The 25,221-nt window shown below is 41.6% G+C and carries 27 protein-coding genes, 2 pseudogenes and 1 other annotated feature; of the genes and pseudogenes, 12 read left to right on the top strand and 17 right to left on the bottom strand.

Annotated elements, in window-relative coordinates:
• Positions 1 to 555: 555 nt before the first annotated feature.
• The 3 genes from FTU92_RS13635 to def all read right to left on the bottom strand — a co-directional run bounded on the left by FTU92_RS13635 (position 556) and on the right by def (position 3,710).
• Positions 556 to 2,574: a TonB-dependent copper receptor gene (locus tag FTU92_RS13635; protein ID WP_167845690.1), complete on the bottom strand. Its 2,019-nt coding sequence runs from the start codon at positions 2,572 to 2,574 to the stop codon at positions 556 to 558.
• Positions 2,575 to 2,637: 63 nt separating this feature from the next.
• Positions 2,638 to 3,072 carry a DUF2946 family protein gene (locus tag FTU92_RS13630; protein WP_154321168.1) on the bottom strand — a complete coding sequence of 145 codons (435 nt, stop codon included), beginning with the start codon at positions 3,070 to 3,072 and terminating at the stop codon, positions 2,638 to 2,640.
• Between the two features lie 107 nt (positions 3,073 to 3,179).
• Positions 3,180 to 3,710 carry a peptide deformylase gene (gene def, locus FTU92_RS13625; RefSeq protein ID WP_180062534.1) on the bottom strand — a complete coding sequence of 177 codons (531 nt, stop codon included), beginning with the start codon at positions 3,708 to 3,710 and terminating at the stop codon, positions 3,180 to 3,182.
• 121 nt (positions 3,711 to 3,831) lie between these two features.
• Between def and FTU92_RS13620 the strand changes: the two genes are divergently transcribed.
• The 3 genes from FTU92_RS13620 to FTU92_RS13610 are packed head-to-tail and all read left to right on the top strand — an operon-like array spanning position 3,832 to position 6,848.
• A complete protein-coding gene (locus FTU92_RS13620; RefSeq protein WP_180060777.1) occupies positions 3,832 to 4,989 on the top strand; it encodes a LysM peptidoglycan-binding domain-containing protein in 1,158 nt (385 codons plus the stop codon).
• Between the two features lie 17 nt (positions 4,990 to 5,006).
• Positions 5,007 to 6,230: a DNA-processing protein DprA gene (dprA, locus tag FTU92_RS13615; protein WP_004970117.1), complete on the top strand. Its 1,224-nt coding sequence runs from the start codon at positions 5,007 to 5,009 to the stop codon at positions 6,228 to 6,230.
• A gap of 48 nt (positions 6,231 to 6,278) precedes the next feature.
• Positions 6,279 to 6,848, top strand: coding sequence for an L-threonylcarbamoyladenylate synthase (locus FTU92_RS13610; protein WP_004970120.1), 570 nt, complete (start codon positions 6,279 to 6,281; stop codon positions 6,846 to 6,848).
• 34 nt (positions 6,849 to 6,882) lie between these two features.
• On the opposite strand, the gene FTU92_RS13605 is transcribed toward FTU92_RS13610, so the two are convergent.
• Positions 6,883 to 7,941 carry an RNA-guided endonuclease TnpB family protein gene (locus FTU92_RS13605; protein WP_180096435.1) on the bottom strand — a complete coding sequence of 353 codons (1,059 nt, stop codon included), beginning with the start codon at positions 7,939 to 7,941 and terminating at the stop codon, positions 6,883 to 6,885.
• Between the two features lie 131 nt (positions 7,942 to 8,072).
• Between FTU92_RS13605 and FTU92_RS13600 the strand changes: the two genes are divergently transcribed.
• Positions 8,073 to 8,366: a hypothetical protein gene (locus FTU92_RS13600; protein ID WP_004970123.1), complete on the top strand. Its 294-nt coding sequence runs from the start codon at positions 8,073 to 8,075 to the stop codon at positions 8,364 to 8,366.
• 85 nt (positions 8,367 to 8,451) lie between these two features.
• Here FTU92_RS13600 and FTU92_RS13595 read toward each other — a convergent pair whose 3' ends face one another.
• Positions 8,452 to 9,360 carry a DMT family transporter gene (locus tag FTU92_RS13595; RefSeq protein ID WP_096902732.1) on the bottom strand — a complete coding sequence of 303 codons (909 nt, stop codon included), beginning with the start codon at positions 9,358 to 9,360 and terminating at the stop codon, positions 8,452 to 8,454.
• Positions 9,361 to 9,645: 285 nt separating this feature from the next.
• On the opposite strand from FTU92_RS13595, the gene FTU92_RS13590 reads away from it, so the two are divergent.
• Positions 9,646 to 10,191: a glutathione peroxidase gene (locus FTU92_RS13590; protein ID WP_004970127.1), complete on the top strand. Its 546-nt coding sequence runs from the start codon at positions 9,646 to 9,648 to the stop codon at positions 10,189 to 10,191.
• Between the two features lie 324 nt (positions 10,192 to 10,515).
• Positions 10,516 to 11,106 carry a hypothetical protein gene (locus tag FTU92_RS13585; protein WP_154321292.1) on the top strand — a complete coding sequence of 197 codons (591 nt, stop codon included), beginning with the start codon at positions 10,516 to 10,518 and terminating at the stop codon, positions 11,104 to 11,106.
• Between the two features lie 79 nt (positions 11,107 to 11,185).
• Here the strand turns inward: FTU92_RS13585 and FTU92_RS13580 are convergent, their stop codons facing one another.
• From FTU92_RS13580 to FTU92_RS13535, 10 genes are all read right to left on the bottom strand, one after another.
• Positions 11,186 to 11,605 carry a F0F1 ATP synthase subunit epsilon gene (locus FTU92_RS13580; protein WP_004970132.1) on the bottom strand — a complete coding sequence of 140 codons (420 nt, stop codon included), beginning with the start codon at positions 11,603 to 11,605 and terminating at the stop codon, positions 11,186 to 11,188.
• Between the two features lie 27 nt (positions 11,606 to 11,632).
• Positions 11,633 to 13,027 carry a F0F1 ATP synthase subunit beta gene (gene atpD, locus FTU92_RS13575; RefSeq protein ID WP_004970134.1) on the bottom strand — a complete coding sequence of 465 codons (1,395 nt, stop codon included), beginning with the start codon at positions 13,025 to 13,027 and terminating at the stop codon, positions 11,633 to 11,635.
• A 29-nt stretch (positions 13,028 to 13,056) separates the two neighbouring features.
• A complete protein-coding gene (atpG, locus tag FTU92_RS13570) occupies positions 13,057 to 13,926 on the bottom strand; it encodes a F0F1 ATP synthase subunit gamma (protein WP_004970136.1) in 870 nt (289 codons plus the stop codon).
• Positions 13,927 to 14,009: 83 nt separating this feature from the next.
• Positions 14,010 to 15,554 carry a F0F1 ATP synthase subunit alpha gene (gene atpA / locus FTU92_RS13565; protein WP_004970138.1) on the bottom strand — a complete coding sequence of 515 codons (1,545 nt, stop codon included), beginning with the start codon at positions 15,552 to 15,554 and terminating at the stop codon, positions 14,010 to 14,012.
• Positions 15,555 to 15,594: 40 nt separating this feature from the next.
• Positions 15,595 to 16,131: a F0F1 ATP synthase subunit delta gene (locus FTU92_RS13560; RefSeq protein WP_004970141.1), complete on the bottom strand. Its 537-nt coding sequence runs from the start codon at positions 16,129 to 16,131 to the stop codon at positions 15,595 to 15,597.
• Positions 16,132 to 16,145: 14 nt separating this feature from the next.
• Positions 16,146 to 16,616 (bottom strand): F0F1 ATP synthase subunit B, encoded by a 471-nt coding sequence (locus tag FTU92_RS13555; protein WP_004970142.1) that lies wholly within the window; start codon positions 16,614 to 16,616, stop codon positions 16,146 to 16,148.
• Positions 16,617 to 16,655: 39 nt separating this feature from the next.
• Positions 16,656 to 16,901, bottom strand: a complete 246-nt coding sequence (atpE, locus tag FTU92_RS13550) for a F0F1 ATP synthase subunit C (protein WP_000424060.1) — start codon at positions 16,899 to 16,901, stop codon at positions 16,656 to 16,658.
• An 85-nt stretch (positions 16,902 to 16,986) separates the two neighbouring features.
• Positions 16,987 to 17,862: a F0F1 ATP synthase subunit A gene (gene atpB / locus FTU92_RS13545; RefSeq protein ID WP_004970145.1), complete on the bottom strand. Its 876-nt coding sequence runs from the start codon at positions 17,860 to 17,862 to the stop codon at positions 16,987 to 16,989.
• A gap of 103 nt (positions 17,863 to 17,965) precedes the next feature.
• A complete protein-coding gene (locus FTU92_RS13540; RefSeq protein WP_004970147.1) occupies positions 17,966 to 18,364 on the bottom strand; it encodes an ATP synthase subunit I in 399 nt (132 codons plus the stop codon).
• A 172-nt stretch (positions 18,365 to 18,536) separates the two neighbouring features.
• Positions 18,537 to 19,376, bottom strand: a complete 840-nt coding sequence (locus FTU92_RS13535) for a metal ABC transporter solute-binding protein, Zn/Mn family (RefSeq protein ID WP_131261254.1) — start codon at positions 19,374 to 19,376, stop codon at positions 18,537 to 18,539.
• A gap of 135 nt (positions 19,377 to 19,511) precedes the next feature.
• On the opposite strand from FTU92_RS13535, the gene FTU92_RS13530 reads away from it, so the two are divergent.
• From FTU92_RS13530 to znuB, 3 genes are read left to right on the top strand one after another with little or no spacing between them, the layout of a single operon-like run.
• Positions 19,512 to 20,006, top strand: a complete 495-nt coding sequence (locus FTU92_RS13530) for a transcriptional repressor (RefSeq protein ID WP_004970151.1) — start codon at positions 19,512 to 19,514, stop codon at positions 20,004 to 20,006.
• Entirely contained in the window at positions 19,982 to 20,770 is a 789-nt protein-coding gene (gene znuC / locus FTU92_RS13525) for a zinc ABC transporter ATP-binding protein ZnuC (protein WP_004970152.1), read from the top strand. Before FTU92_RS13530 ends, znuC begins: the two co-directional genes overlap by 25 nt.
• 3 nt (positions 20,771 to 20,773) lie before the next feature.
• Positions 20,774 to 21,574 (top strand): zinc ABC transporter permease subunit ZnuB, encoded by an 801-nt coding sequence (gene znuB, locus FTU92_RS13520; RefSeq protein WP_136144783.1) that lies wholly within the window; start codon positions 20,774 to 20,776, stop codon positions 21,572 to 21,574.
• An 8-nt stretch (positions 21,575 to 21,582) separates the two neighbouring features.
• Here znuB and FTU92_RS13515 read toward each other — a convergent pair whose 3' ends face one another.
• Both FTU92_RS13515 and FTU92_RS13510 read right to left on the bottom strand, forming a co-directional pair.
• Positions 21,583 to 21,969, bottom strand: coding sequence for a hypothetical protein (locus tag FTU92_RS13515; RefSeq protein ID WP_180096434.1), 387 nt, complete (start codon positions 21,967 to 21,969; stop codon positions 21,583 to 21,585).
• Positions 21,970 to 22,082: 113 nt separating this feature from the next.
• Positions 22,083 to 22,703 carry a LysE family transporter gene (locus tag FTU92_RS13510; protein WP_178319014.1) on the bottom strand — a complete coding sequence of 207 codons (621 nt, stop codon included), beginning with the start codon at positions 22,701 to 22,703 and terminating at the stop codon, positions 22,083 to 22,085.
• A gap of 159 nt (positions 22,704 to 22,862) precedes the next feature.
• On the opposite strand from FTU92_RS13510, the gene FTU92_RS13505 reads away from it, so the two are divergent.
• The 3 genes and pseudogenes from FTU92_RS13505 to FTU92_RS13495 form a co-directional block, all read left to right on the top strand.
• Entirely contained in the window at positions 22,863 to 23,783 is a 921-nt protein-coding gene (locus FTU92_RS13505) for a Dyp-type peroxidase (RefSeq protein ID WP_180051492.1), read from the top strand.
• Between the two features lie 230 nt (positions 23,784 to 24,013).
• Positions 24,014 to 24,562: pseudogene (locus FTU92_RS13500) on the top strand (IS982-like element ISAba4 family transposase); the annotation flags it as partial.
• Between the two features lie 49 nt (positions 24,563 to 24,611).
• Positions 24,612 to 25,221: pseudogene (locus FTU92_RS13495) on the top strand (IS3 family transposase); the annotation flags it as partial.
• Positions 24,887 to 25,003, top strand: a sequence feature (AL1L pseudoknot). (Overlaps the previous pseudogene by 117 nt.)

The raw sequence follows: 25,221 nt of genomic DNA, 5'->3' as shown, positions 1-25,221 counted from the left end.
ATTTTCTGACTTAAATTTCGCTCAAATAAACTTCGAGTAATTTAAACCAATCAATCAATGAAATATTTTCGATCAATCAATCAGTAAAAATCCACACAAGTTGTTCTTCATAATCTCTTAATGATCTTCTCGATGCTTCGTCAGCATCAAGCTAGGTCGGCTATACTACTCTCTATTTCCAGAAAGTCAACATGCAATGTTGATTTTATTTTCAAAACCATCTACTCAAACTAAACTCAATTAATCTTAAATCAATCAACCAAGCCATTGTTTTTCAACAAGTTTTTATCAACATCACCGCCGATGGATGTGCATTATAGGCCAAATATTTTGCCATGCAAGGCTTTTTGTAAAAGAAATATTTCGAGTGTTTATTTTATAAACCCAAAAATAGATAAGCTACTGTTTTATCTCATAAATTTATTTTAATAAAAATCTGTGCAATTCTTCAAAATACAATCACAAGATTTAATCTATTGTTTTATATGAAATTGTTCTAATAAAAAAGTAAAAAGCAGAGCCTAAACCCTGCTTTTGGTTTAAATAAAGTTCAAATTAGAACTTCATACTGATACGCGCCCAATAGTTACGACCACTATTGTTAAACTGAACTTTTGCTGCACTACCAGTCCCATTTAAACCTAGTTTATTTAAATGTTCGCTATACGTTTTATCCAAAACGTTATCAACACCCACAGACACATCAACACTTTTATTGAGGTTATAGCTGCCATTTAAAGACAATACGCCAAAGCCACTGCTCTCTTTGAGGTCGTAACCTACGATATTACCTTCATCTTTACTTATACGACTTTGACCATCGACTACACGTAATAATGCACCTAAAGTGTATCTATCTTGAACATAGCGTAGGTTTAAACGTCCTTCCAAAGGTGAAATTTGTGGTAACGGCGTATTGTCTGTGGTGTTTTCACCCCACGCATACATGGCACTCACATCAGCTTGCAAAGCATCGGTAAATTGATAACCCATACCAACTTCTGCCCCAGCAATGGTTGCATCCACATTGCGCGTATGCGCATCTGTCATACTCGTATATTTAGTTAGAATATAGTCATTAATCAAACCCGCATAAGCCGATGCCCAAGAACTAAATGCACCATGCTCATGTTGATAGCCAAAATCCAGTTGAAGTGTTTTTTCAGTATCAATATTTTTAAATGTATTTGGATTACTATTTCCTGATTTTGGTGTAAATAATTCCCAATAATCAGGCATACGCTCTACATAACCCAAACCGACATACGTTTTTGCATCATGGTGTGGATGCTGATTTTCCAAACGGATAAAGCCACTTGGCAAAGTTTCTTTACGTTGTTGAGCTGTTTGTACTGCATCAACTTCGACCTGATCAATACGCACACCTGTGACTAACTTATTTTGATCATTGAATTGATAACCAAGCTCACCAAAACCGCCATAAGATTGAAACTCCATATCCACAGTACGAGGCAAATTTTTATAGCTGTTCATTCTGCCTTTACGACCACTATGCTCATTATTTTGAGTATCAACACCTGTCACAAAGTCAACTTTATCCCACTCATGTGTCACCGCCATACGCGCATTTAAAGTTTTCCGTGCCACATTGTTTGCCATAGGATGCATCATCCCCCCTGCAGGATTAAACTCACGCAGGCTGAAGTTATCCATCACGTGATCGTTAAAACTATAATTCACCTGTGCTTCAATTTTCTTAATCACATCGGTGATATTTTTCTTTTCTATACGTAAACCTAAACTTTCGCGGTCAAATTCAGAACCGTCCATCATGCGGCCTGCATAAACCACTTCGGCATCACCACGACCACCTGTCAGCTCAAGCCAAGTGTTTTCATCGGGTGTCCAACCTAAAGCGAGATCAGCATTCCAACGCTCCCAATCCGAAGGAACAGTTGTACCATTACCATCTTTATAGCTATCTGCTACAGAACGGTTGGCGTTTAAACGGATGTATTTATGCTCATCACCCGCAGCCGCTTCAACATTATGATCTAAACGGCCAAATGACCCCATCAAGACACTGGCTTGGCCACGATAGTTTTGACCTTCACCAAATTGCTCAGGCTTACGCTCAAACAATACCGTTGCTGCCGAACCTGTGTTGGCATATTGCACCGTTTGCGGGCCTTTAATGACGGTAATTTCATCAAAACTTTCTGGTGAAATATAAGAGGTTGGTGAATCCATACGACTCGGGCATGCACCTAAGTTTTCAGAACCATCGGTTAAAATTTTAATACGTGAACCAAACATGCCGCGGAAGGTCACATCGCCATTGGTACCCGCACCACTGTTGACAGCACTAAAGCCAACTATGCTTTGCAAATAGTCTGCACCATCTGTGGCTGGAATCGGCTGAATGGGTTGTTTTGGATTAGCACGAACCACCAAACCATTGGCATCATTGCCCTGTTGTGCGGTTGCAACAATAGGCGCAAGACTATGCGTATTCGCAGACAGCATACTTTGATCGGCAAACGCACTTGCTGAATAGCAGGCAACACAAACTGCAGCCGCAATGGGCTGTAATAAAAATTTAGGCTGAGCCATTTTATTTCTCACTTCAAAACATAAATACAGTTAGGGTCAAAGCAGACCCGAAAAACATTGAATTTATGCAAAGTGAGGTGGAGCACGTCCCTGCGGAAGTAAAAAGAGTTGCTGAAGTGCAAACCAAACGTGTTGAAAACGTTTTTGGAAAGCCAAAAGACGTACCTGAATGCGATCAAGCACCTCTTTAAGCTCTAATTCAGGTGGCAAGACCAAGTTGCCATAGACCGTACAATACTGACATTGATGTGAAGCATCGTGATGATGATGTTCATGCTGTACGGTCAGTTGCTGATCATCGGTCTGTGATGTAGATGAATGTGCAGTATGCGAAGAATTTGTATGCACGGCGTGGGCTTGTGGCAACAAAAGTGCACGCGTGATGGTTTCACAGACTGGCGCAACTTGATATTGCTCAGGCAGCAAAGGCTGTAAAAATACAGCAATCTGTAAAAAAACTGCGATAAATGAAAGCAGTAAGCCACTACGCAACAACAAAAACATCTATCCTGAATTTGTGTGGCGCAAGTATAACAAAGCCCAATCGAAATTGGGCTGATTTTTATGCTTTGGTCTAAACATGGACAACTAGATGGTTGTTTGTTTTAACGCTTCACAGCAACTTTTTCTTTCTGACGCTGGCGCACTACTTTTTCCACTTTTTCACGGGCACGCTGTCTTTTGAGTGGTGATAAATAATCGACAAATAATTTACCATTTAAGTGATCCATTTCATGTTGGATACAAACAGCGAGAAGTTGATCTGCTTCTAGCGCAAAGGATTGACCCTCAAGGTTAATCGCTTCAATTTTTACACGTGACGGACGCTCAACTTTGTCGTATATTTGAGGCACTGACAAACACCCTTCTTCATACGGTTGGGTCTCTTCAGTCAATGGGGTAACTTTGGGGTTAATGAAGACCATGGGTTGATCTTTATTTTCAGATAAATCCATGACAATCAGCTGAATATGATGATCTACCTGTGTCGCAGCTAGACCAATTCCTGGTGCGGCATACATAGTTTCAAACATATCTGCAGCAAGCTGACGAATTTCGTCGGTCACTTCTTCGACGGGTTTGGCAATGGTACGCAAACGGGGATCCGGGAAACTTAAAATAGGTAATAAGGCCATGGGACGTCCTCACTTATATGCCATTGATCAAAAAACCGAATGAAGGAATGCTTCATCAAAAAAATGTGTGTAAGATCGTTATTATAACGCAACTACATACATAATTTTAGGAATTATGATAATGAAAAAGGTTTTGACAGACACATCCTCTTTTCGTGTCTTGGGGTTTAAAAAGCAAGTTTTAGCACTCGCAGTATGTCTCACAGTGGGACTTAGTGCGATCAGTGTGGCTGAAGCAGCACCTGCACGAAACATCAATCCGCCTGCCTTAAAAGCCAGCGCACCAAATGTGTATGTGGTAAAAAAAGGCGATACCTTATGGGATATTTCCAAAAAATTCCTGAACAATCCATTACGTTGGCCTGAAATTTGGGCAAGTAACCGTCACGTAAAAAATCCACACTGGATTTTCCCAGGTGACCGTTTGTTGATGTGTACCTATGAAGGTCGTCCAATTATTGGTAAAGATGAAGGCGATGGCTGTGAAGGCATTATTCGTCGTTATGCAGGCAAGAGCACCAATTTACAGCCGCAAATTCGCGTGGAGTCTTTAAATAATACCATTCCTGTGATTCCACTTGACTACATCAAACACTGGTTAGAGCGCAGCAGCATTATTGCCGCAGATGCGTTACAAGGCACACCATATATTTTAGGTACTTCTGATCAACGTGTTTTAGCCGCTAAAGGTCAAAGTGTGTATGCGCGTGGTACAGGTCTGGAAGTAGGTCAACGCTACGGTGTATATCGTGAAGGCGAACCGTACATGCTGACCGATGCCAATGGTCAAAAATTCAATGCAGGCATTGAACTCACTCAAGTTGCTGCAGGTATTGCAGTACGTGGTGAAAATGACATCACCACACTTGAATTGACCGATACCTACAATGCCGAAGTGCGTCGTGGTGATCGCGTCTTACCAATTTATGACCCAATGCTGCCAACCTTGTTCTACCCAACGCATGCTGAAAATGTCAGCACAGGTGGTCAGGTGCTACGTGTGATGGGTTCGATTGGTACTGCAGCAAAACACAGTGTTGTGGCAATTGATCGCGGTACATTACATGGCGTGCAATCTGGTCATGTGTTTAGCGTAGCGCAAAAAGGCGAAGTGGTCACCGACCCGAAAACCAAAGAACGTGTTCAGCTTCCAGGCGAACGTATTGGCAATATCATGGTCTTCAAGAGCTTTGACCACATTAGCTACGCCTATGTCTTAGACAGCGAATTGCCTATTAAAGTCGGTGCGAGCTTACAAGCACCACGAATGGACGACTAAAACGGCTTAAGATGGTGATGTTGAATTCATTCAGCCCACAGCAAATCAACTACATTTTGTTGTGGTATTTGGTTCAACATTCACTGTCTAGTTTTTCCAAACTCGTACAACATTATGGTTCCGTGGCTGCCGCAGTGCAGCCCGAACACCTCCTCACATGGTCAGATGTGCGCATTCATGCCAACCATCTACAACGCGCCAAAGAATATCTCAGCCCAACAGGGCAACTCGCCTTTGAACAATGTCTGAATCAACTGCAACAGCAGTGCGATTTTATTCTAACTTTGGACGATGCGGACTATCCCAATCAGTTACGACCCTATTCCAACAAGCCACCCATTTTATTTGGGCAAGGCAATGCACAGGCTTTGTTGCAAGCGCAAATTGCGATTGTCGGCAGTCGCAAAGCCAGCCCGCATGGTCGGCAAGTGGCTTATGATTTTGCTTATTATTTAAGTGAACAAGGGTTCTTTATCAATAGTGGTTTGGCACAAGGTATTGATGAAGCCGCACATCAAGGTGCTTTGCAACATCAACGCACCATTGCAGTCATGGGCACAGGTTTGGACAGCACTTATCCAAGTGCACATCACAGCCTGCGCCAAAAAATTGTAGAATCTGGTGGTGCCGTGATTACGGAGTTTTTACCACAGACTAAGCCCTTACAGCAACATTTTCCACGACGTAACCGTATTGTCAGTGGACTAAGTTTAGGCGTGATTGTTGCTGAAGCCAGTTTAAATAGTGGCTCGCTGATTACCGCGAAACTGGCAGCAGAGCAAGGCAAATTAATTTTTGCCATTCCAGGACATATTTACAGTGAATTTCATCAAGGTTGCCACCAATTGATTCGTGAAGGTGCAATTTTAGTGGATCATCCTGAACAAGTGATTGAAGATTTAGCCCTACCCACCCAATGGCAATATCAACAAAACCAAATAGCATCAAGCCAAAATCAGACTACAGCAGCTTCAACAAAAGCAAAATTATCTACACCACCGACTGAAGCAATACTTCAAACCACCACAACAAAAACAGCAGATACAAGTACACCGCATATTCCCGAGCATTTATTGGCACTGTATCAACAACTGGATTGGGTCGGACAAAGCATCGATCACTTGGCACAGCAACTGAATTTAGATATTGCCACACTCACCAGCGCATTAATGGAACTGGAACTCATGGGCTTCTGTTTACAACAATCAGGTTTATATCTGCGTTGTCGTCCACTCAAATAAGGTTCACAATAAGCGCCTATTTCACGTTTCTGTTTAGGTAAAACTCCCATGATTACAACTTCTGTCACCGAAGCCGCTGCATGTCTACAACAAGGACAGGTACTGGCCTATCCTACAGAGGCGGTTTGGGGATTGGGATGTGATCCATATAATCAACAGGCATTTTTGGAAATTTTGCGTCTGAAACAGCGTCCGATTGAAAAAGGTGTGATTTTACTGGCAGGACATCTGTCACAAGTAGAGCATTTGCTGCAGGATTTAAACCCCGAAATGCGAGATCGCGTAATTGCGTCATGGACGAATACTTATCCCACAGATCGAGCAACCACCTGGCTATTACCCAGCACAGCCGCAATTCCAGAGTGGATTACAGGTCAACACCCCAAAGTAGCGGTGCGCGTAACCAATCATCCTTTATGTATGGCGTTATGCCATGCCTTTGATGGCTTTATTGTATCGACCAGTGCCAATCCTGCCGGACTTGCCCCTGCACGCTCTTTGCAAGAGACAACGCAATATTTCCATCAACAATTGCACTACTTAAATGGTGATTTGGGTTTAAGCCAGCAACCTAGCCGTATTTTAGATGCAGAGAGTGGGGCAGTGATTCGCGCCTAGCTTTAGACAAATTTTAGTTGACATCCTCCCCGACCTAAAGGACGGAGATTCCTACTGCTAGACGCTCATGCCCGAGCGCAAGAATATTCAGTGCGGAATTTACATCCCGATCATGGAGCGTACCGCACTCCACACACTGCCATTCTCTTATTCCAAGTCCTGCTCTACCTTCCGGACTACTGGAGCGTGAGCCACAGCACGAACAAATTTGGGTGGTATAGGCTTCATTGACTTCTTCATAACATACCCCTGCGTTCTCGCATTTATACTTGAGCATGGTTCTTAGTGTTGTCCAACTGGCATCTAGCACTGATTTAGCCAATCTGGTTTGTGCTAATGCTTTGGCATTCACATTGCCAACGAAGATGGCTGCATGTTCATTCACCAGTTTTCGGCTGAATTGATGCAGCATGTTTTGTCTTACATTTTTAATCTTGGCATGGATGGCTTTGACACGTTTCTTATTTTTTGCACGTTGAGCAATACCAAGTTTTTGTTCATATTGCCGATAGATTTGAGGTGCTTTAAGTTTTACGCCATCTGAACAAGTCGCTAAATCTTTTAAACCTAAATCTATGCCAATTGAGGTTTTAGCGTTGTTTTTTTCTATTTTGACTGCATCAACTACAAGACTAACATACCAACGTCCACGACTATCTTCTACGAATGTGCCTGTTTTGATATTGTATTGACTTAATCCGTAACTATCCCATAGTTTAAATTGATGCCTGCCATATTGAACATAGCCATCAGCATATTTGATTGCAACCTTTTTAAACGGTATCCAACCCAGTGAACGTCTAGCTGATTTTTTATTACTGACACGCCATTTTAGTTTTGCTTTTTTGAACTGCTTGCGTCTTGTGACCAATTCTTCTGTCACTGCTTGAATAGTTTGACTGTGCAAGTTGCATTCTTTCGATGTGCCTTTCGTGTATTTTGCAAGGTCGTATGCTGAAAAGAATTGTTGTTTACGTTGTAGATGCTTAAAACACAAATTATTGACATAATTCCAGACAAAATTTACTTCGGATGCTAACTGATTTAGCACCTTGCAATGTTTGTCTTTTATGCGTAATTTGAGTGTCTTCATCCAATTATTTTAACAGTATTTTTCTTAATAGTGACTATAGTACAAGTATTTAAAACGACATTTCGTGTCGTTCATATGGTTTACTCCAGTCGCTTATATCCTCGTGCTGAACCACGAGGTTTTACGCTCCAGTGGATAAAAAAAAGCTCAACCATATAGGGATGGTTGAGCATAAAAAGGATGTGTATAAAAGCACATCCAGAGGGTTTGAAAATCTTGCTGCAAATGATATTTCACTGATTATTGAATACAGTGGATCATTTTCAGTACGTGAATTATGGAGTAATTTAGTCGACTATACAAATAGATTTTTCCTATTAATCCAAGACAAATATTCAATGAAAGATTCATCTTTTTTTCTTAACAATTTAAATTATCTTACTATTTTTACAATTATTTTAGAAAAATTAAAAAAACTGTCATAATTCATAACACTCAATACTGTATAAATTTTGAATAAAAGGCATTTTAAATACACCTTTATGTGATCAAAAAAAATACCAATTAAACTCAACTTTTTGCTTGAATGTGTACGCGTGCTTTCATTTGTGCCAACACAATACCCGTTAAAATAATCAATCCACCGATACTGTGATAACTCCCCCACACTTCTGCCAACCAAAAATATGCAATGATAGCCGTGAAAACAGGCATCAAATTCATAAAAATACTGGTGCGATTTGGCCCTAAATATTGAACGGCCAACATCCATACCAAAGGTGCAATAATTGAAGGAAATATACCTGCATACAGCACACTTAAACCATTTTGGCTATTTAAATGATCCAAGCCGAACCACAAAATAAATGGCAGATGGTAAAGTAAGGCGAATATAATTTGCACATAAAGACTCAGCATGAGCGGCAATTTTAAATTCCATTTCTTTAAAAATACCCCATAAAAGGCGTAAAAAAATACCGCCAAAACCATGAGCATATCGCCCGCATGTCCTGTCAGCTGACTGAGTTGACGCAAATCTCCTTGTGCAATCACATACAACAAACCCGAAAATGAAATAATGCAGCCCAAAACCGCAAATCGTGTCGGAATGTCTTTTAAGATCAGCAATGAAACCAAAACCGTAAACATGGGAATAAACGCATTAATAATGCCCATATTGGTTGCAGTGGTGTAATTGGCTGCGGTATAGCTTAGACCTTGATACAGCACCAAACCAAAAGCACTAAGCACTGCCAACTGTTTCAAATGTGGACGAATCAACTCACGCTGCTGCCAAACTTTGGGCAATATCCACGGGGTTAAAATCAGAAAAGCAATCAACCAGCGATAAAAACTGATACTGACGGGTGAAATATACTCCGCCACATACCTCGTTACTGCAATATTTAAAGACCAAATCAATACCGCAATCAATGGCAATAAAATTGCCCAAAATACGCCTTTATCTGACCGTATCATGTATTCATCATCCTTGTTGTACCAAACAGCATACCTGCTGTGAAACCCTTTTCTATAACTGACTTGTGATGCAAAGTGCTAAAAACCCAGTGTCTATTTATGGCACTTTTCGCTCGATTTATCCATCAATAAAATAAAATGCAGATACGAATTACATTTTTCTGCGCAATATCACGGCTATGCGGGATTCCATCAGTGTCGTAAATTTCTTTGCTATAAAACTTGCTGTACCCAAAAATTACAGTTACAACAGTAGCGGTAAAATACAGATTCTAGGAAGCAACTATGCGCACTTCAGTTTATGACATTGCAGTAAAAACCAATCAGGGTACGGAAACCACATTAAATCAATATGCAGGAAAAGTGTTGTTGATCGTGAACGTGGCATCAAAATGTGGCTTAACCCCGCAATACGAAGGCTTACAGCAACTCTACGCAGCAAAACAGGCACAAGGCTTAGAAATTTTAGCCTTTCCATCGAATGATTTCTTGGCACAAGAACCGGGCAGCGATACAGAAATTCAGGAATTTTGCTCACTGAATTATCAGGTGAGTTTTCCATTGTTTGCTAAAATTCCAGTCGTGGGTGCAGAAAAACATCCTCTCTACACGGCTTTAACGCAAGCAATTCCTGAACGTATTGGTGAAGGCCCATGGTGGAAAGATTTGGTTGATTACGGCTTAACCCCAAATGAACCACCTGAAGTATTGTGGAACTTTGAAAAGTTTTTGGTGAATAAACAAGGTGAAGTGGTGGCGCGTTTTGCCCCAGATTTAACCGCAGATGACCCGCGCATTGTAGAAGCGATTGAGGCTGAATTGGCTAAATAATTTTTTATTCAGCAAGTTAAAGAGTTCTTTCATAAATTCTCTTTAAATCAATAATTCAGCTCCCTCATCCTCTTGCGGAATATATTCCTCATCCTGAGCCATATATGGCGCAAGAGAAGGGACTATCAATATCAATTCGACGCATTACTTATGATCATTTTTCTTTTATGAAAGAAGTGTAATTCATAGGAGTTTCTTTAAAACTCCTATTTTTTTTGATTTAGACAAAAAAATTAAGATTTGTTATTGCTTTGCAACAATCTGTTTTTTATTCATATTTTCGTTTTATATTCATTCTCAATGAGTACCAAAAATCACATGAATATGAAAAATGTATCTTCGAAGACACTACTTCCGTTTGCACTATTGAGTTCTGCCTTGCTACTCAGCGCCTGTGATCAAATGAACACGCCGCAAACGCAAACAACTAATCAAGATGATTCCAACGCATCATCCAACAGCAATACAAACCCAACCAACGCTCCATTAAGCAGTGGCAATATGTTCTATATTGTGCGCGATGTGGCTGATCTACAGCTCAAAGCAGGTCAATATGTCGAACAACTAAATCAAACCAAGTCTGAATTGCAAACCGCTGTAGATGCGCAAGATCCACAACAATTACAAATTGCAGCGACTCAATTACAACAGCAGTTACAAGGCTTCAATCAAACACTAAGCAGCCTAGACTTAAAAACACAGGAAATTGATACCATCCGTCAAAACTTATTGGCTGCCAATCAGCAAGTTTTGGCTTCACCATTTTTAAATGGACAAGTCGATTTAAGCAAAGTGGACTTTAAGAAACTGGAACAGCAAATGGGGAGTATTCAAGCTGAAATGCTAAAACTGGCGGGGATGATTTTACAAGGTGAGTCAAATCAGCCTACTGAAACTACCAATACAGCATCTTAAGCAAAGATAAGGCTTCAATTCCAAACAGCATAAAAAAAGCCACTCTTTCGAGTGGCTTTTTTCAATCTTAAACCGACAATTAAAGTGCGCGGTTTTTGATTTTGCGGATGGTTTCCAACTGTGCAGCAGTTTCTGCCAAAGCAGCCAAAGCAGCAGCAGAGTCCAAATCGCTCTTTTGATTTGCCAACAATTGTTCAGCGTGTTTACGCGCTTCAATAATTGCCGCTTCATCTAAGTTTTCTGCACGAACTGCAGTATCTGCAAGAATCGTAACAACATGCGGTTGAACTTCTAGAACGCCACCAGATACATAGATTAATTCTTCTGTACCATTTTCCAGCAGAACGCGGATTGCACCCGGCTGAAGCAAAGTTACCAGTGGTGCGTGACCCGGCATAATACCGAGTTCACCGCCAGCACCTTTTGCAATTAGCATAGTCACAGTGCCCGAGTACAAAGACTCTTTTACACTTACAACATCACATTGCATAGTCGCCATGAGAATCTCCTAAATTAGAGCTGCTAATTAAAGTTTCTCGGCTTTAGCAATCACTTCGTCAATACCACCAACCATATAGAACGCTTGTTCTGGGATATGATCGTATTCACCAGCTAGAAGACCTTTAAAGCCACGAATTGTATCTTTAAGCGGTACAAGTTTACCAGGCGCGCCAGTAAATACTTCAGCTACGTGGAACGGTTGAGAGAAGAAACGTTGGATCTTACGTGCACGGTATACAGTAAGTTTGTCTTCTTCTGACAATTCGTCCATACCAAGAATTGCGATAATGTCTTTCAATTCTTTATAACGTTGAAGAACGTTTTGAACTGAACGAGCAATTTCGTAATGCTCAGTACCAACAACTAATGGATCTAACTGACGTGAAGTTGAGTCTAGTGGATCGATCGCAGGGTAAATACCTTGAGATGCAATATCACGGCTCAATACTACAGTTGCGTCTAAGTGCGCGAACGTTGTAGCAGGTGATGGGTCAGTCAAGTCATCGGCAGGTACGTATACAGCTTGAATAGATGTAATCGAACCAGACTTAGTTGAAGTAATACGTTCTTGAAGAACACCCATCTCTTCTGCAAGTGTAGGCTGATAACCTACTGCAGATGGCATACGACCTAGAAGTGCTGATACTTCAGTACCTGCTAGTGTATAACGGTAGATGTTGTCTACGAACAATAATACGTCACGACCTTTACCGTTCTCATCTTTTTGATCACGGAAGTACTCAGCCATAGTCAAACCAGTTAACGCTACGCGTAAACGGTTACCAGGTGGCTCGTTCATCTGACCGTAGACCATTGCTACTTTGTCAAGAACGTTAGAGTCTTTCATTTCGTGATAGAAGTCGTTACCTTCACGAGTACGCTCACCAACACCAGCGAATACAGATAAACCTGAGTGCGCTTTAGCGATGTTGTTGATCAACTCCATCATATTTACGGTTTTACCAACACCCGCACCACCGAACAGACCAACTTTACCACCTTTCGCGAACGGGCAAAGTAAGTCAATGACTTTAATACCAGTTTCTAAAAGGTCAGTAGAAGCCGCTTGTTCTGCATAAGAAGGCGCTTGACGGTGAATTGGTAAACGCTCTTCAGTTGCAACTGGACCAGCTTCGTCGATAGGGCGACCAAGAACGTCCATGATACGACCAAGTGTCGCTGTACCTACTGGTACAGAGATTGGCGCGTTAGTGTTAGTTACGTTCAAACCACGCTTAAGGCCTTCAGTAGAACCCATTGCAATAGTACGAACTACGCCATCACCAAGTTGTTGCTGAACTTCTAATGTAGTTTCAGTACCGTCAACTTGGAGAGCGTCATAGATCTTAGGAACGCTGTTGCGTTCAAACTCGACGTCGATAACCGCGCCGATGATCTGAATGATACGACCGCCACTCATTGCTGTCTCCTCAATTCAAACTAATAATGTTAAACGGCAGCGGCACCACCAACGATTTCAGAAATTTCCTGAGTAATCGCGGCTTGACGCAGCTTGTTATAAATAAGTTGTAGGCTCTTGATCAGTTCACCTGCGTTATCTGTTGCAGCTTTCATTGCAACCATACGCGCAGACTGTTCACATGCGATGTTTTCAATCACACCTTGATAAACCATAGACTCGATGTAACGAACCAATAAACCATTTAACAGCTCTTCAGCTTCTGGTTCATAGATATAATCCCAACCGTATTGACGGTTAAGAGTCTTGTTTTCTTCAGCAGATGCTAAAGGAACAAGTTGTTCGATTTTCTGATCTTGAGTCATGGCATTGACAAAGCCGTTTGACACGAGGTAAATGCGATCTAACTCGCCTTTATCGTACGCATCTAACATCACTTGCACAGAGCCAGATAACTGTTCAAGACTTGGCGCGTCACCTACGTTTGTAGTTGCACCAAGCACTTTACCGCCGTAGTTTTTAAAAAACGAAACCGCTTTTTGACCAATTAAAGCAAACTGAACTTCAATTGACTGCTCTTGTTGTTGCTGTACATGCTTTACAACTTTCTTGAACAAGTTAATGTTCAAGCCACCTGCCAAACCACGATCTGAAGACACGATGATATAACCAACGCGTTTTACAGGGCGTTCAATCATATAACGGTGTTTGTATTCAGGGTTCGCCTGTACCAAATGAGCAATTACACGGTGCATATTTTCGGCATACGGACGGCCTTGAGCCATGCGCTCTTGCGCACGACGCATCTTAGAAGCAGCAACCATTTGCATCGCGCGAGTAATCTTTTGCGTGCTCTTGATACTAGCAACTTTGGCGCGAATTTCTTTTAAATTTGCCATACGCTTAACCTAGTATTCGAAAGCCCTTTCAGGCTTCCGAAGGTTGATTCCGTGAACCAAACCCCTAACTAGCCAATGCTAAATTAGTAAGTTTGAGTCGCTTTAAAGCTTTCAATACCTGCTTTGATTGCAGCTTCGATGTCTTTGTTGAAATCACCAGTTTCATCGATTTGTTGCATTAACGCAGCATGTTCTGAACGGAAGTAAGAAATTAACGCAGCATCAAAGTCTACGATTTTCTTCACTTCTACGTCAGCCATGTAGCCTTCGTTAGATGCATAAACTGAAACAGCTTGGTCAGCAATTGAGTATGGCGCATATTGTTTCTGCTTCATTAACTCAGTTACACGTTGACCATGTTCAAGTTGCTTACGAGTTGCTTCGTCAAGGTCAGAAGCGAACTGAGCAAACGCTGCCAATTCACGGTATTGCGCCAAAGCGGTACGGATACCACCAGACAATTTTTTGATGATCTTAGTTTGAGCAGAACCACCAACACGCGATACAGAAATACCCGCGTTCACAGCAGGACGGATACCCGCGTTGAATAATGATGTTTCTAAGAAGATCTGACCATCTGTAATCGAAATTACGTTGGTTGGTACGAATGCAGATACGTCACCTGCTTGAGTTTCAATAATCGGCAATGCAGTTAAAGAACCAGTTTGACCTTTAACTTCACCGTTAGTGAATTTCTCAACGTAGTCAGCAGATACACGAGAAGCACGCTCAAGTAGACGCGAGTGTAGATAGAACACGTCACCTGGATACGCTTCACGACCTGGTGGACGACGTAAAAGCAATGAAATTTGACGATACGCAACAGCTTGCTTAGACAAGTCATCATAAATGATTAACGCGTCTTCACCACGGTCACGGTAGTATTCACCCATTGTACAACCAGAGTACGGAGCTAAATACAGCATTGCTGCTGGATCAGATGCACCTGCTGCGACAACAGTGGTATACGCCATAGCGCCAGTTTCTTCTAGCTTACGTACTACGTTTGCGATAGTCGATTGTTTTTGACCAATTGCTACGTATACACACTTAATGCCAGAGTTTTTCTGAGCGATGATCGCATCGATCGCCATTGCTGTTTTACCAGTTTGACGGTCACCAATGATCAACTCACGTTGACCACGGCCTACAGGGATCATGGTATCAACTGATTTATAACCAGTTTGAACAGGTTGATCCACTGATTGACGCCAAATTACGCCTGGTGCTACTTTTTCTACAGCATCAGTTAATTTTGCATCAATAGGGCCTTTACCATCAATTGGGTTACCCAAAGCATCTACCACACGGCCTAAAAGTTCTGGACCAACCGGAACTTCTAATACACGACCTGTGCAACGTGCTTTTTGACCTTCTTGAAGGCTTAAGTAGTTACCTAAAACAACGACGCCCACTGAATCCTGTTCTAGGTTCAGTGCCATACCAAATAAGCCGCCGTCGAATTCGATCATTTCACCGTACATTGCATCAGCAAGGCCGTGAATGCGCACAATACCGTCGGATACCATAACAATGGTACCTTCGTTTTTAGCGGTCGCGCTGGTGTCCAGATCGCCGATACGCTGTTTAATGAGCGCACTGATCTCGGATGGATTCAGTTGTTGCATTGCGCTATACCTCAATCTTTTATTAGTTCAGTCTTCGCAATTAAGCTAAAAGACGTGTCCGCATTTTTTCAAGCTTGTTAAGCGCAGAATCATCTATCACTTGGTCGCCTGCACGAATAACCACACCCGCAATTAACGCTGGGTTCACTTCTACAGAAACATTTACTGCCGCAGCGAAACGTTTTTCTAACGCTTGAGCAAGAATTTGTTCTTGTACAGAAGTCAATGGGAATGCTGATTCAATCACAACATCCACAGTATTGTTATTCTGTGATTTGAGCTGTTCGTATTCTGCTTGAATTTCAGGAAGCAAAGCCAAACGGTTGTTTTCAGCAAGCAATGTCAAAAAGTTTGACACTGCTGCAGTTTGGTCTTCACCTAAAACTTTGGCAAAAATACTCACCTGCTCAGCAGGCGTAAGCTCAGGGCGATTTAAGTAAGCTGAAAATGCTTCGTCTTGCACCGCAGCACTGAGCAAGTTAAGTGCTGTTGACCAATTGTCAGTTGCACCTTGCTCAGAAGCGTAAGCAAATGCTGCTTTAGCGTATGGGCGTGCCAACGTCAAGAGTTCAGCCATAATCTGCCTCTCTCTTAAAGTTTAGCAGCCAGCTGAGTCAGCATGGCATTGTGAGCTTCTGCGTCAACTTGCTGGCTAAGAATTTTCTCTGCACCAGTTACTGCAAGCGCAGCTACTTGTTGACGTAATTCTTCGCGAGCAGAATTGATTTCTGTATCAACAGCTTCTTTCGCTTGTTGACGAATACGCTCACCTTCAGCAGATGCTTGGGTACGCGCTTCTTCTACCAATTGTGCTGCACGACGATTCGCTTGTTCGATCAATTGAGCCGCTTGTGCTTTAGCTGCATCTAATTCAGCTTTCACTTGAGCTTGCGCATCGGCAAGATCAGCTTTGGCTTTCTCAGCTGCATTTAAGCCGTCAGCAATACGACGCTGACGCTCACTAATCGCATTGATTAGTGGTGGCCATACAAACTTCATGCAGAATGCGACGAAAATCGCAAATGCAATCGCTTGGCCAAACAATGTGAGGTTGATATTCATTGCAAATTCCTCAAATAGTGAATTTCGGAATTAAGCTGATTAACCTACAAATGGATTAGCGAAGATGAAGAACAAGCCAATACCAACACCGATCATAGGCACAGCATCAAGAAGACCTGCGATTAAGAACATACGAGTTTGAAGTTGTGGAGCCAATTCTGGTTGACGAGCAACAGCTTCAAGGAAGCGACCGCCTAAAAGACCAAAACCAATCGCAGTACCTAAAGCACCGAAAGCGATCAAGATAGCAGATGCAATTGCAACTAGACCTAAAGTGAGTTCCATGATAATTCCTCAGAGGTTAGGTTTTATACCAAATTAAGTTAAAAAATTGTGTGCCCAACCGCCCGATGACAGTTAGGCCATACCATTAATGCTTTTCGCTTGCCATGCTCATGTACACGATAGTCAACATCATGAAAATGAATGCTTGTAGCGTAATAATCAAAATGTGGAAAATCGCCCAAGGCACAGACAATGCCCACTGGATCCAGAACGGTAATAACGCGATAAGAATGAAGATTAACTCTCCCGCATACATGTTACCGAACAGTCGTAGAGCCAATGAAACTGGTCGCGCCAAGAAAGTAGTCAATTCCAACAATAAGTTGAATGGAATTAAAAGCACTTTAGCAACTGGATTACTTGGGTTGAATGGGTTAAGTGCCAACTCACCAACGAAGCCGCCAACACCTTTCTCACGAATACTATAGAAAATAATTAAGAAGAATACAGAAATAGACATACCTAAGGTAATGTTTGGATCTGTAGTCGGAACAATTTTAAAGTAAACCTGATGAGGGTCCACACCCAGCATAGATGCAATCGCCTGTTGAGCTACATAAGGAATAAAGTCAACAGGGATCAAATCCATCAAGTTCATGAGGAAAATCCACACGAAAATGGTTAATGCTAAGGGTGCAATTAATCGAGACTTCCCATGGAAGGTATCACGTACACTTGAATCCACAAACTCGATAATCACTTCAATTACTGACTGGAATTTACCAGGCACGCCTGAATTTGCAGCTTTCGCAACAATCCAGAACAATAAACAGAAGATCAGACCAAGTCCGATAGACCAACCCATTGAATCCAAGTGAATAGCAGTGAACCCCATCTGTTGAGCTTCTTCAGCAGACTCAGCCAACTTCCATGAACCGTCTGGCATTTTGCCATAGGTCATATTGGTCAAGTGATGCTTGATATACTCGGTCGAAGTAAGGGCATGTTCTTCAGCAGCCATAAATCACACCTGGTCAATGTAAAAAAACTAATAGAACAAACGAACATCGCGTGCTGCTTGATATCTCGCCTATTCCTGAAAAACTTTTCAATTTTTGCTGCGTTTAGACTCGTTTTTGTAATCGTGACACCCAAAATGGCGCAACCCACGACATGCTTTGAACGAGCATAAAACCACAAAACAATGCCACCGGGGATAACGGCTGTACATTGCTTAAAATTAAAATGAATCCTACGATCACGATTGCAAACTTACCGAGCATTCCTCTATACATGTTCGAAAGAACCTGTCTGGACGCTCGTGCACCTGCTGCTCGAAACGACTGCCATGAAAAATAACAACTTGCCAACCAACAAACACTAGCACCAAGTGCAGCGCTTAAGGCAGCCGTTGAGTCTTTCAAGACCCACGCTATCAGGGCTGAAACTGGAATCATGAATGCTTGTAAGAAGACCAAAGCTTTAGCTAATCGTCGGTCAATCAAGCGACTAGTTCGGCTCATTTTTTTATCCACTCACAGCATTAATGCTTGACAAGTTCAACTGATGATCGTTTTTTATCGCAGGCATTATAGAGTTAGCCCCCTGAACATGCAATCGTTTCCCGACCTTAGTCGTGTTTTTTTGCATGTTTGTCTCGGAATTGTCATATTTCAATTTTGCTTAAAAAACGCATCATTTTCGTGCATTTAATACACAAGCCTTGGTTTGCTTGGCTAATTGCTGCCACGCTTGCACAAAATCATCTGCACCGCGCATGCTTTCATCGACCTTTTGAAACACAATTGGATTCAATTTCATATACTGATTTTTACTGGCATGTCCTTCTGCAAGTAGGCACATTTTTGGATTTGGTCGGTGATCGTTCAAATATTTAATTTGTGCGACTGTTGGCGCAATATGCGGATCATTGGTCATCGACCCAGAAAATTCTAAATTTAAGGCACGTTCTAAATATTGATAGGCATCGTGATAAGCCCAATATGGCTGTACTGCAGTTTGAGTCTGAAACTGACTTGCACTTTTGAATAAACTCTGTGCGAAGGCACGTGCGTTGTTCCAATAAGCATCGCGATGTTCAGGCATTTGCTGAGAACGTAACGCGGCAATAAAGAAGCCGATACGCACCGCATTGTTTGGGTCTAGCCAGACATGGCTGTCTACTGTATTTTTTAATGCTGCACCACGTTCTGAACGCTGCGGCAAAGTTTTCATAATGCCCGTATCTAATAAAGCAATCGCTTTAGGATTTTGATGTAATACACGTTCTAGCGGTGCTTCATGCGCCTTACCTAGCCAAATAATTAAATCCGCATCTTGGATGATTTTTCGATGTGCAGGCGTGAGCGATACATCATGCCCTGTTTGATCTGCCAGTAATAACGTGGGTGTTTCGATATTTTGCGTGACTTTTTGGGCAATCAAATAGATAGGATGGGTAGACACCACCAAAGCCTGCGCCATGCTGACAGTACTGCATAACGCTAAGAAACAGAAACTAAATAAACGAAACATTGCGGCATATCACGAAAAATCGATAAATGTTATAATATAACAAATTTATAAAAATACCTACGTATAATCGAAACTGATAACGCTTCATGCTAAGATTTACTGTCGTTTTTCTTTTAAAGTTCAACTGGGGTGGCTATGAGCTTATGTTCGCACGAGCATCACAATGCATTACATGGCGTTCACGACCATCACAATGTCGATCAACGTCTTGCCGAAGCTGAAAGTTTATGTGCGGCAACAGGTGCTCGTTTAACACCGCTACGTAAAGAAGTGTTGGAACTCATTCTCAAGGCATCTGCACCAATGGGTGCTTATGATTTATTGGCGAAAATTAAAAGTGAGTCTGATCGTCCTGCAGCACCGCCAACGGTGTACCGTACTTTGGATTTTTTACTGGAAAAAGGACTAATTCACCGTTTGACTTCAATCAATGCCTATATTCCTTGCTGTCATCCACGTGAAGGACACCAAGCGGCTTTTTTGATCTGTACTGAATGTAAAGTCGTTAAAGAAGCTTCAGCGCAAGGTTTATTAGAGCAACTCGATCAGTTGGCAGCCTCTGACCGCTTTAGCCCGCATCACAGCATTATTGAGATTTCTGGAAAATGTCAGCAGTGCAACAGCAAATAACCACTGCACCGCTCATCGCCTTGCACAATATTCAGGTGCGAATAGATGAGCGCGATATTTTAAAAAATGTCGATTTTGAATTGCATGCACATGAAATTGTCACGCTAATTGGCCCCAATGGCGCAGGAAAATCGACTCTAATTAAAGTCTTGCTTGGCATTGTCAAACCAAATGCAGGCAAGCTCGTAAATGCTCGCAAATTGACCTTTTCTTATGTGCCGCAAAAGTTTAATCCTTCACACAGCTTACCTTTAAGAGTGAAAGATTTACTGGCTTTAGAAAAATGCCCAGACGCAATTAAAGCAGAAATTATCCGCGATACTGGCATTGCCAAACTGCAAGATTCAAAAGTACAACAACTGTCTGGTGGTGAGCGGCAACGGGTGCTATTGGCACGCGCCTTATTACGTCAACCTGATGTTTTAGTACTGGATGAGCCGATGCAAGGACTAGATATTCAGTCCGAAGCTGAACTGTATGACTATGTGCGCAACTTACCCAGCAAATATGGCTGTGCGGTATTGATGGTGTCGCATGATTTGCAATGGGTCATGCAAGGCACGCATCGTGTGGTCTGTTTAAACAAACATATTTGCTGCAGCGGCTTGCCCGAGAATGTGCAACAACATCCTGAATATCAAGCTATTTTTGGAACCAATCGGGTGTTTTATCAACACCACCATGAACACTGTGCACATGGGGATCATGCCGAGCCTTGTCAGCATGATTCACGTCCTCATATTCACCCTGAACCGGAAGCTTAACCCATGATGGATTGGCTACAATTGCTGTTACCTGCATGGATCATGGGCAGTTTATTGGTATTTTTGACCGCCCCACTTGGCTGTTTAATGCTGTGGCGACGCATGTCCTTTTTTGCCGACACGATGGCACATGGTACGTTATTGGGGGTGGCGATTGCAGGGGCGTTGAGTTTGCCTCTGTGGATGGGCGTGACATTCTTGGCATTATTATTGGTGGGTGTTTTGTGGATTTTACATGATCCACGGTTGCCGAATGATGCATTATTGGCGCTCTGCTCTGCGACCTTGCTCTGTTCAGGTTTGCTCTTTATTCAACATATTCCGAGTTTGCGTCCTGAGTTGCTGAGCTATTTATTTGGCGATTTACTCACCATTTCATGGGCAGATTTACCCGTATTTGCTTTGGTCATTATTGCAGCCTTAGCGGTACTCTATAAGTTTTGGCAGGCTCAAATTCAAATTGCAATTGACCCTGACATTGCAGTCAGTGAAGGTGTGAATGCACAATGGCAACGTCTGATTTTTATGTTGTTATTGGCATTATTTACAGTATTGGCTTTACGTGCAGTCGGCTCTTTATTGATGGGTGCATTGTTGGTGATTCCTGCCTTAACCGCACGTTTATTGGCTCACTCGCCTAAACAAATGGTGATTTGGGCGTTTATTGTGGCGCAAATTGCAGTCAGCGTAGGTTTATGGTCAAGTGCAGGCTTAAATATTTCGACAGGTTTAAGTATTGTGATGACTATGGCGATCATTTTTGCGGTGATTTTTAGCGTTCAAAAAGTCAGAACCATGGCTTAGTTTTTCGTTCATGAGTATCTATATTTTTGTATTGCAGCAATGAGCATTACGACTAAAAGTGGCAGCATATACACTATCCACAGTGCCATATCACTGTGAATCACTTGCTGTAAAAGACTCAATTGCTGCTGACCTTCTGAAACAGCATTCCAATCTATTGTTTGTAGATAAAACATTGCATGAATGGCAATCAACAACACAGCTGTGATATTAATCAACACCACACTTTGCCACACCGTATGTTTAAAATAAGTTTGCAAAGCGGCAAATACAAAAGAAAAAATCAAATTGATACTCAAATGTGCCATCAAAGCAATTGGCCAAAACACGCGATCTACTGAAAAGTGAATCGCTAATCCAATTGCAATTAAAGTTGAAAAACTCAAAAGCAACATGCTAATCCAACAATGTTGCCAATAACGTGCTCGCGGTATACCTTTAATTTTCAACGTATATCTCAATCTATTTTTTTATAATTACAACATACACTTTTGTTTAATTGAAGACATTACTGATGCACCAAACTTAACAAAAAAGCAGCGCCTGCAAACAATGCAGCAAAAGTACGATTCATGACTTTTTGCTGCTTCGGTGATCTTAACAAACGCAAAACTTTTGCAGCCAAGCCCGTATAGCCCGCCATCACAATCAAATCAATACTAATCATGGTCAACGCCATAATTGCATATTGCGTCCATTGTGGTTTAGATAAATCTAAAAATTGCGGTAAAACTGCCAATAAAAACACAATTGCTTTGGGATTGCTCATATTGACCAGAAAGCCGTACATCACCAATTTTCCAGCAGATTTGCGCGTCAACTCATGCTGAATTTCAATCGACTGTGCAGGCGCTGCCCATTGCAAATACGCCAGATACAACAAATACGCCACACCAAACCATTTCACAATCAGAAATGCCCAAGGCGTTGTCGCAAATAATACCCCTGCCCCTGCGGCTACAATCGCAATTTGCAATAATAAAGCCAGTTGTAGACCAATCGCATTCCAATAACCATGTCGAAAACCATAACTCAAACCGCTCGACATCGAAGCAATCGCACCCGCGCCAGGTGAAACACTAATCACCCAACAGGCCAACATAAACGCAATCCAAACTTGATAAGACATATATCGCTGCTTTTCACAAGACAGTGCATTATATGATATTTCACTTAATCTCATGGCTAAAAACGTTGAATAAAATCGGGTTCGGGCTATTAAGCCTGCATGCAATCAGGCACAATAAAGTCAACTTTATAGAAAACAACAAATTTTCAGGAGCTATACATGACTGCCCAATCTGTAATTTTGCCACTACCTTCAGATCATGCTCGCTTTCTTGTACTTCGTTTAAAATACTTAAGCATTGCTGAATTAAAAGAAAAATTGGCTGACTTGTTTAGCACACGGGATCGTTTGATTACCCAACATCCACATGCCCAAATTAAAACTGGCGTTGCTTTTGGTCCTGAACTTTGGGCACAGCTCTATCAGCAATCTCCAGAAGGTTTTAAACAATTACAACCGATTCAAGGTGCGTACCCAATGCCTGCCGTGCCTGCAGATGTGATCATTCACCTCGCCAGTACACGTGCGGATATTTGCTTTGCACTTAGTCAGGCATTTTTTGAGGGGATTCAAGACAAAATTGAAGTCTTGGATGAACGGGTTTGTTTCCGTTATTTTGATGGACGCGACATGACTGGCTTTATTGATGGTACCGAAAACCCACAATTTCCAGATGATCGTGCTGAAGTTGCACTTTTAGGCGAAGATGCAGGCGTGTTTGCCGATGGTTCATTTATTTTTGCACAGCGCTATTGCCACGATTTAGAAAAATGGAAAAAGCTCAAAGTCGATGCCCAAGAACACGTGATTGGACGTACCAAGCTAGAATCGATTGAATTAGATGAAGATGTACAACCTGAAAATTCGCACGTTTCACGTACTGTCGTTGAAGATGATGCAGGCGATGAAATGGAAATTTTGCGCCATTCTTTACCTTATGGTGATGGCAAAGGCGATCAGGGTTTATTCTTTATTGCCTATACCAAAGATTTGAGCATTATTGATGCCATGTTAGAACGTATGTTTGGTACTTCAGGTGATGGCATCCACGATCGTTTATTGCATTTCGTCACCGCCTTGGATGGTGCATATTACTTTGCCCCGAGTGAGGAGTTGCTAGAAGAAGTTTTGGAAGACTAATCTGCAATTAGTATGAAGTCGTAAAATATCAGCGACTTCATACTGATTTATCGTTTCTTTTGGACAGATATGTAAACTCTTTCAAATGAGATCAGACAGCAAAATATAAGCATTAATTACACGCTTATTTTTCCTTATATAACCCGAATTACGGATAAGAAAAGCCCTTGAAAAAAAGGTAGTTAGAGCCATTTAGAAAGTTACGACACAACCCAAAGGCTCTAACTACCATGTACGATTTTACAGAAATTTTTTGTATTGTTGATGATTTTTTCAAAAAATTTGAACCCATCTATTGGCAATTTCTCAAGCAAGAAAACAAACGTCAACGTATCAGACAAGCAACGCTATCTTTATCAGAAATTGTGGCTATCTCCATCTACTATAAAACATCTCAAGTACATAATTTTAAGATGTTTTTTAACTTGCTTTGTCAGTTTGAAAGCAAACTCTTTAAAGACTTGCCTTGTTATAAAAACCTGATTACCCTCATCAATCAGCACCAACTTGCTATTCATGCTTTGCTTTATGCGTTGAGCCAAAAAGATGAAAGTTCATATTTATGGATTGATTCAACACCTTTACCTGTTTGTAAAAATAAAAGAATCCCTAAAGGTCATCATGCTTTAGATGAGATTGCTTCTCGTGGTAAAAGTACGATGGGCTGGTTTTATGGTTGCAAATTACACTTGCTGATGAATCAAGAGGGTGAAATTGTAAATTCAGATTTATCAAACGGACATATTGCTGATCTTAAAAAAGTTGAGGATTTAGTGAATGAACCGTACCGGGTTTGTCGGAGACCACTTTTCTTGAGAGAATGTCCCGATGAAAAAAGTAAAATACACCCCTGAAATCAGAGATAGAGCGGTTCAATTATTGATTGAATCCGAAAAAGATTATCCATCGAATTGGGCTGCGATCACAGCAATTGCTCCTAAAATCGGTTGTACTCCTGAAACACTACGTGTTTGGTATCAAAAATATTTAGATAAACAAAATCCAGTTAAAGTACAGCTGCTTTCAGACCAAGAACGTATCAAACAACTCGAACGCGAAAATAAAGAACTGCAACGCGCCAATGAGATTCTACGTAAAGCAGCCGCTTTTTTCGCCCAGGCGGAGCTCGACCGCCCACACAAATAATGGTGGATTTCATCCATAACAATAAAGATCGATATGGTGTTGATGCGATTTGTAGGATTTTACCGATCGCAGCTTCAACCTATTACCGAACTTTAGATCTCGCTGACAATCCAGAACATCGAGCGAAACGAGATCTACATGATGAGCATCATGCTGAACAAATTAAACGAATTTGGAAAGAAAGTTCAGGTCGATATGGTGTGCGTAAGGTCTGGCAACAATTGAAACGTGAAGGTTATGTTATCGCACGTTGTACAGTTGCTCGATTGATGCAGAAGCTAGCTATACAAGG

Origin of the sequence: Acinetobacter sp. YH12205 (assembly GCF_013418125.1) — a bacterium.
Taxonomy (GTDB): Bacteria; Pseudomonadota; Gammaproteobacteria; order Pseudomonadales; family Moraxellaceae; genus Acinetobacter; species Acinetobacter towneri.
Note: the sequence above shows the minus strand (reverse complement) of the source record. Positions and strands in the feature narration are given on the sequence as shown.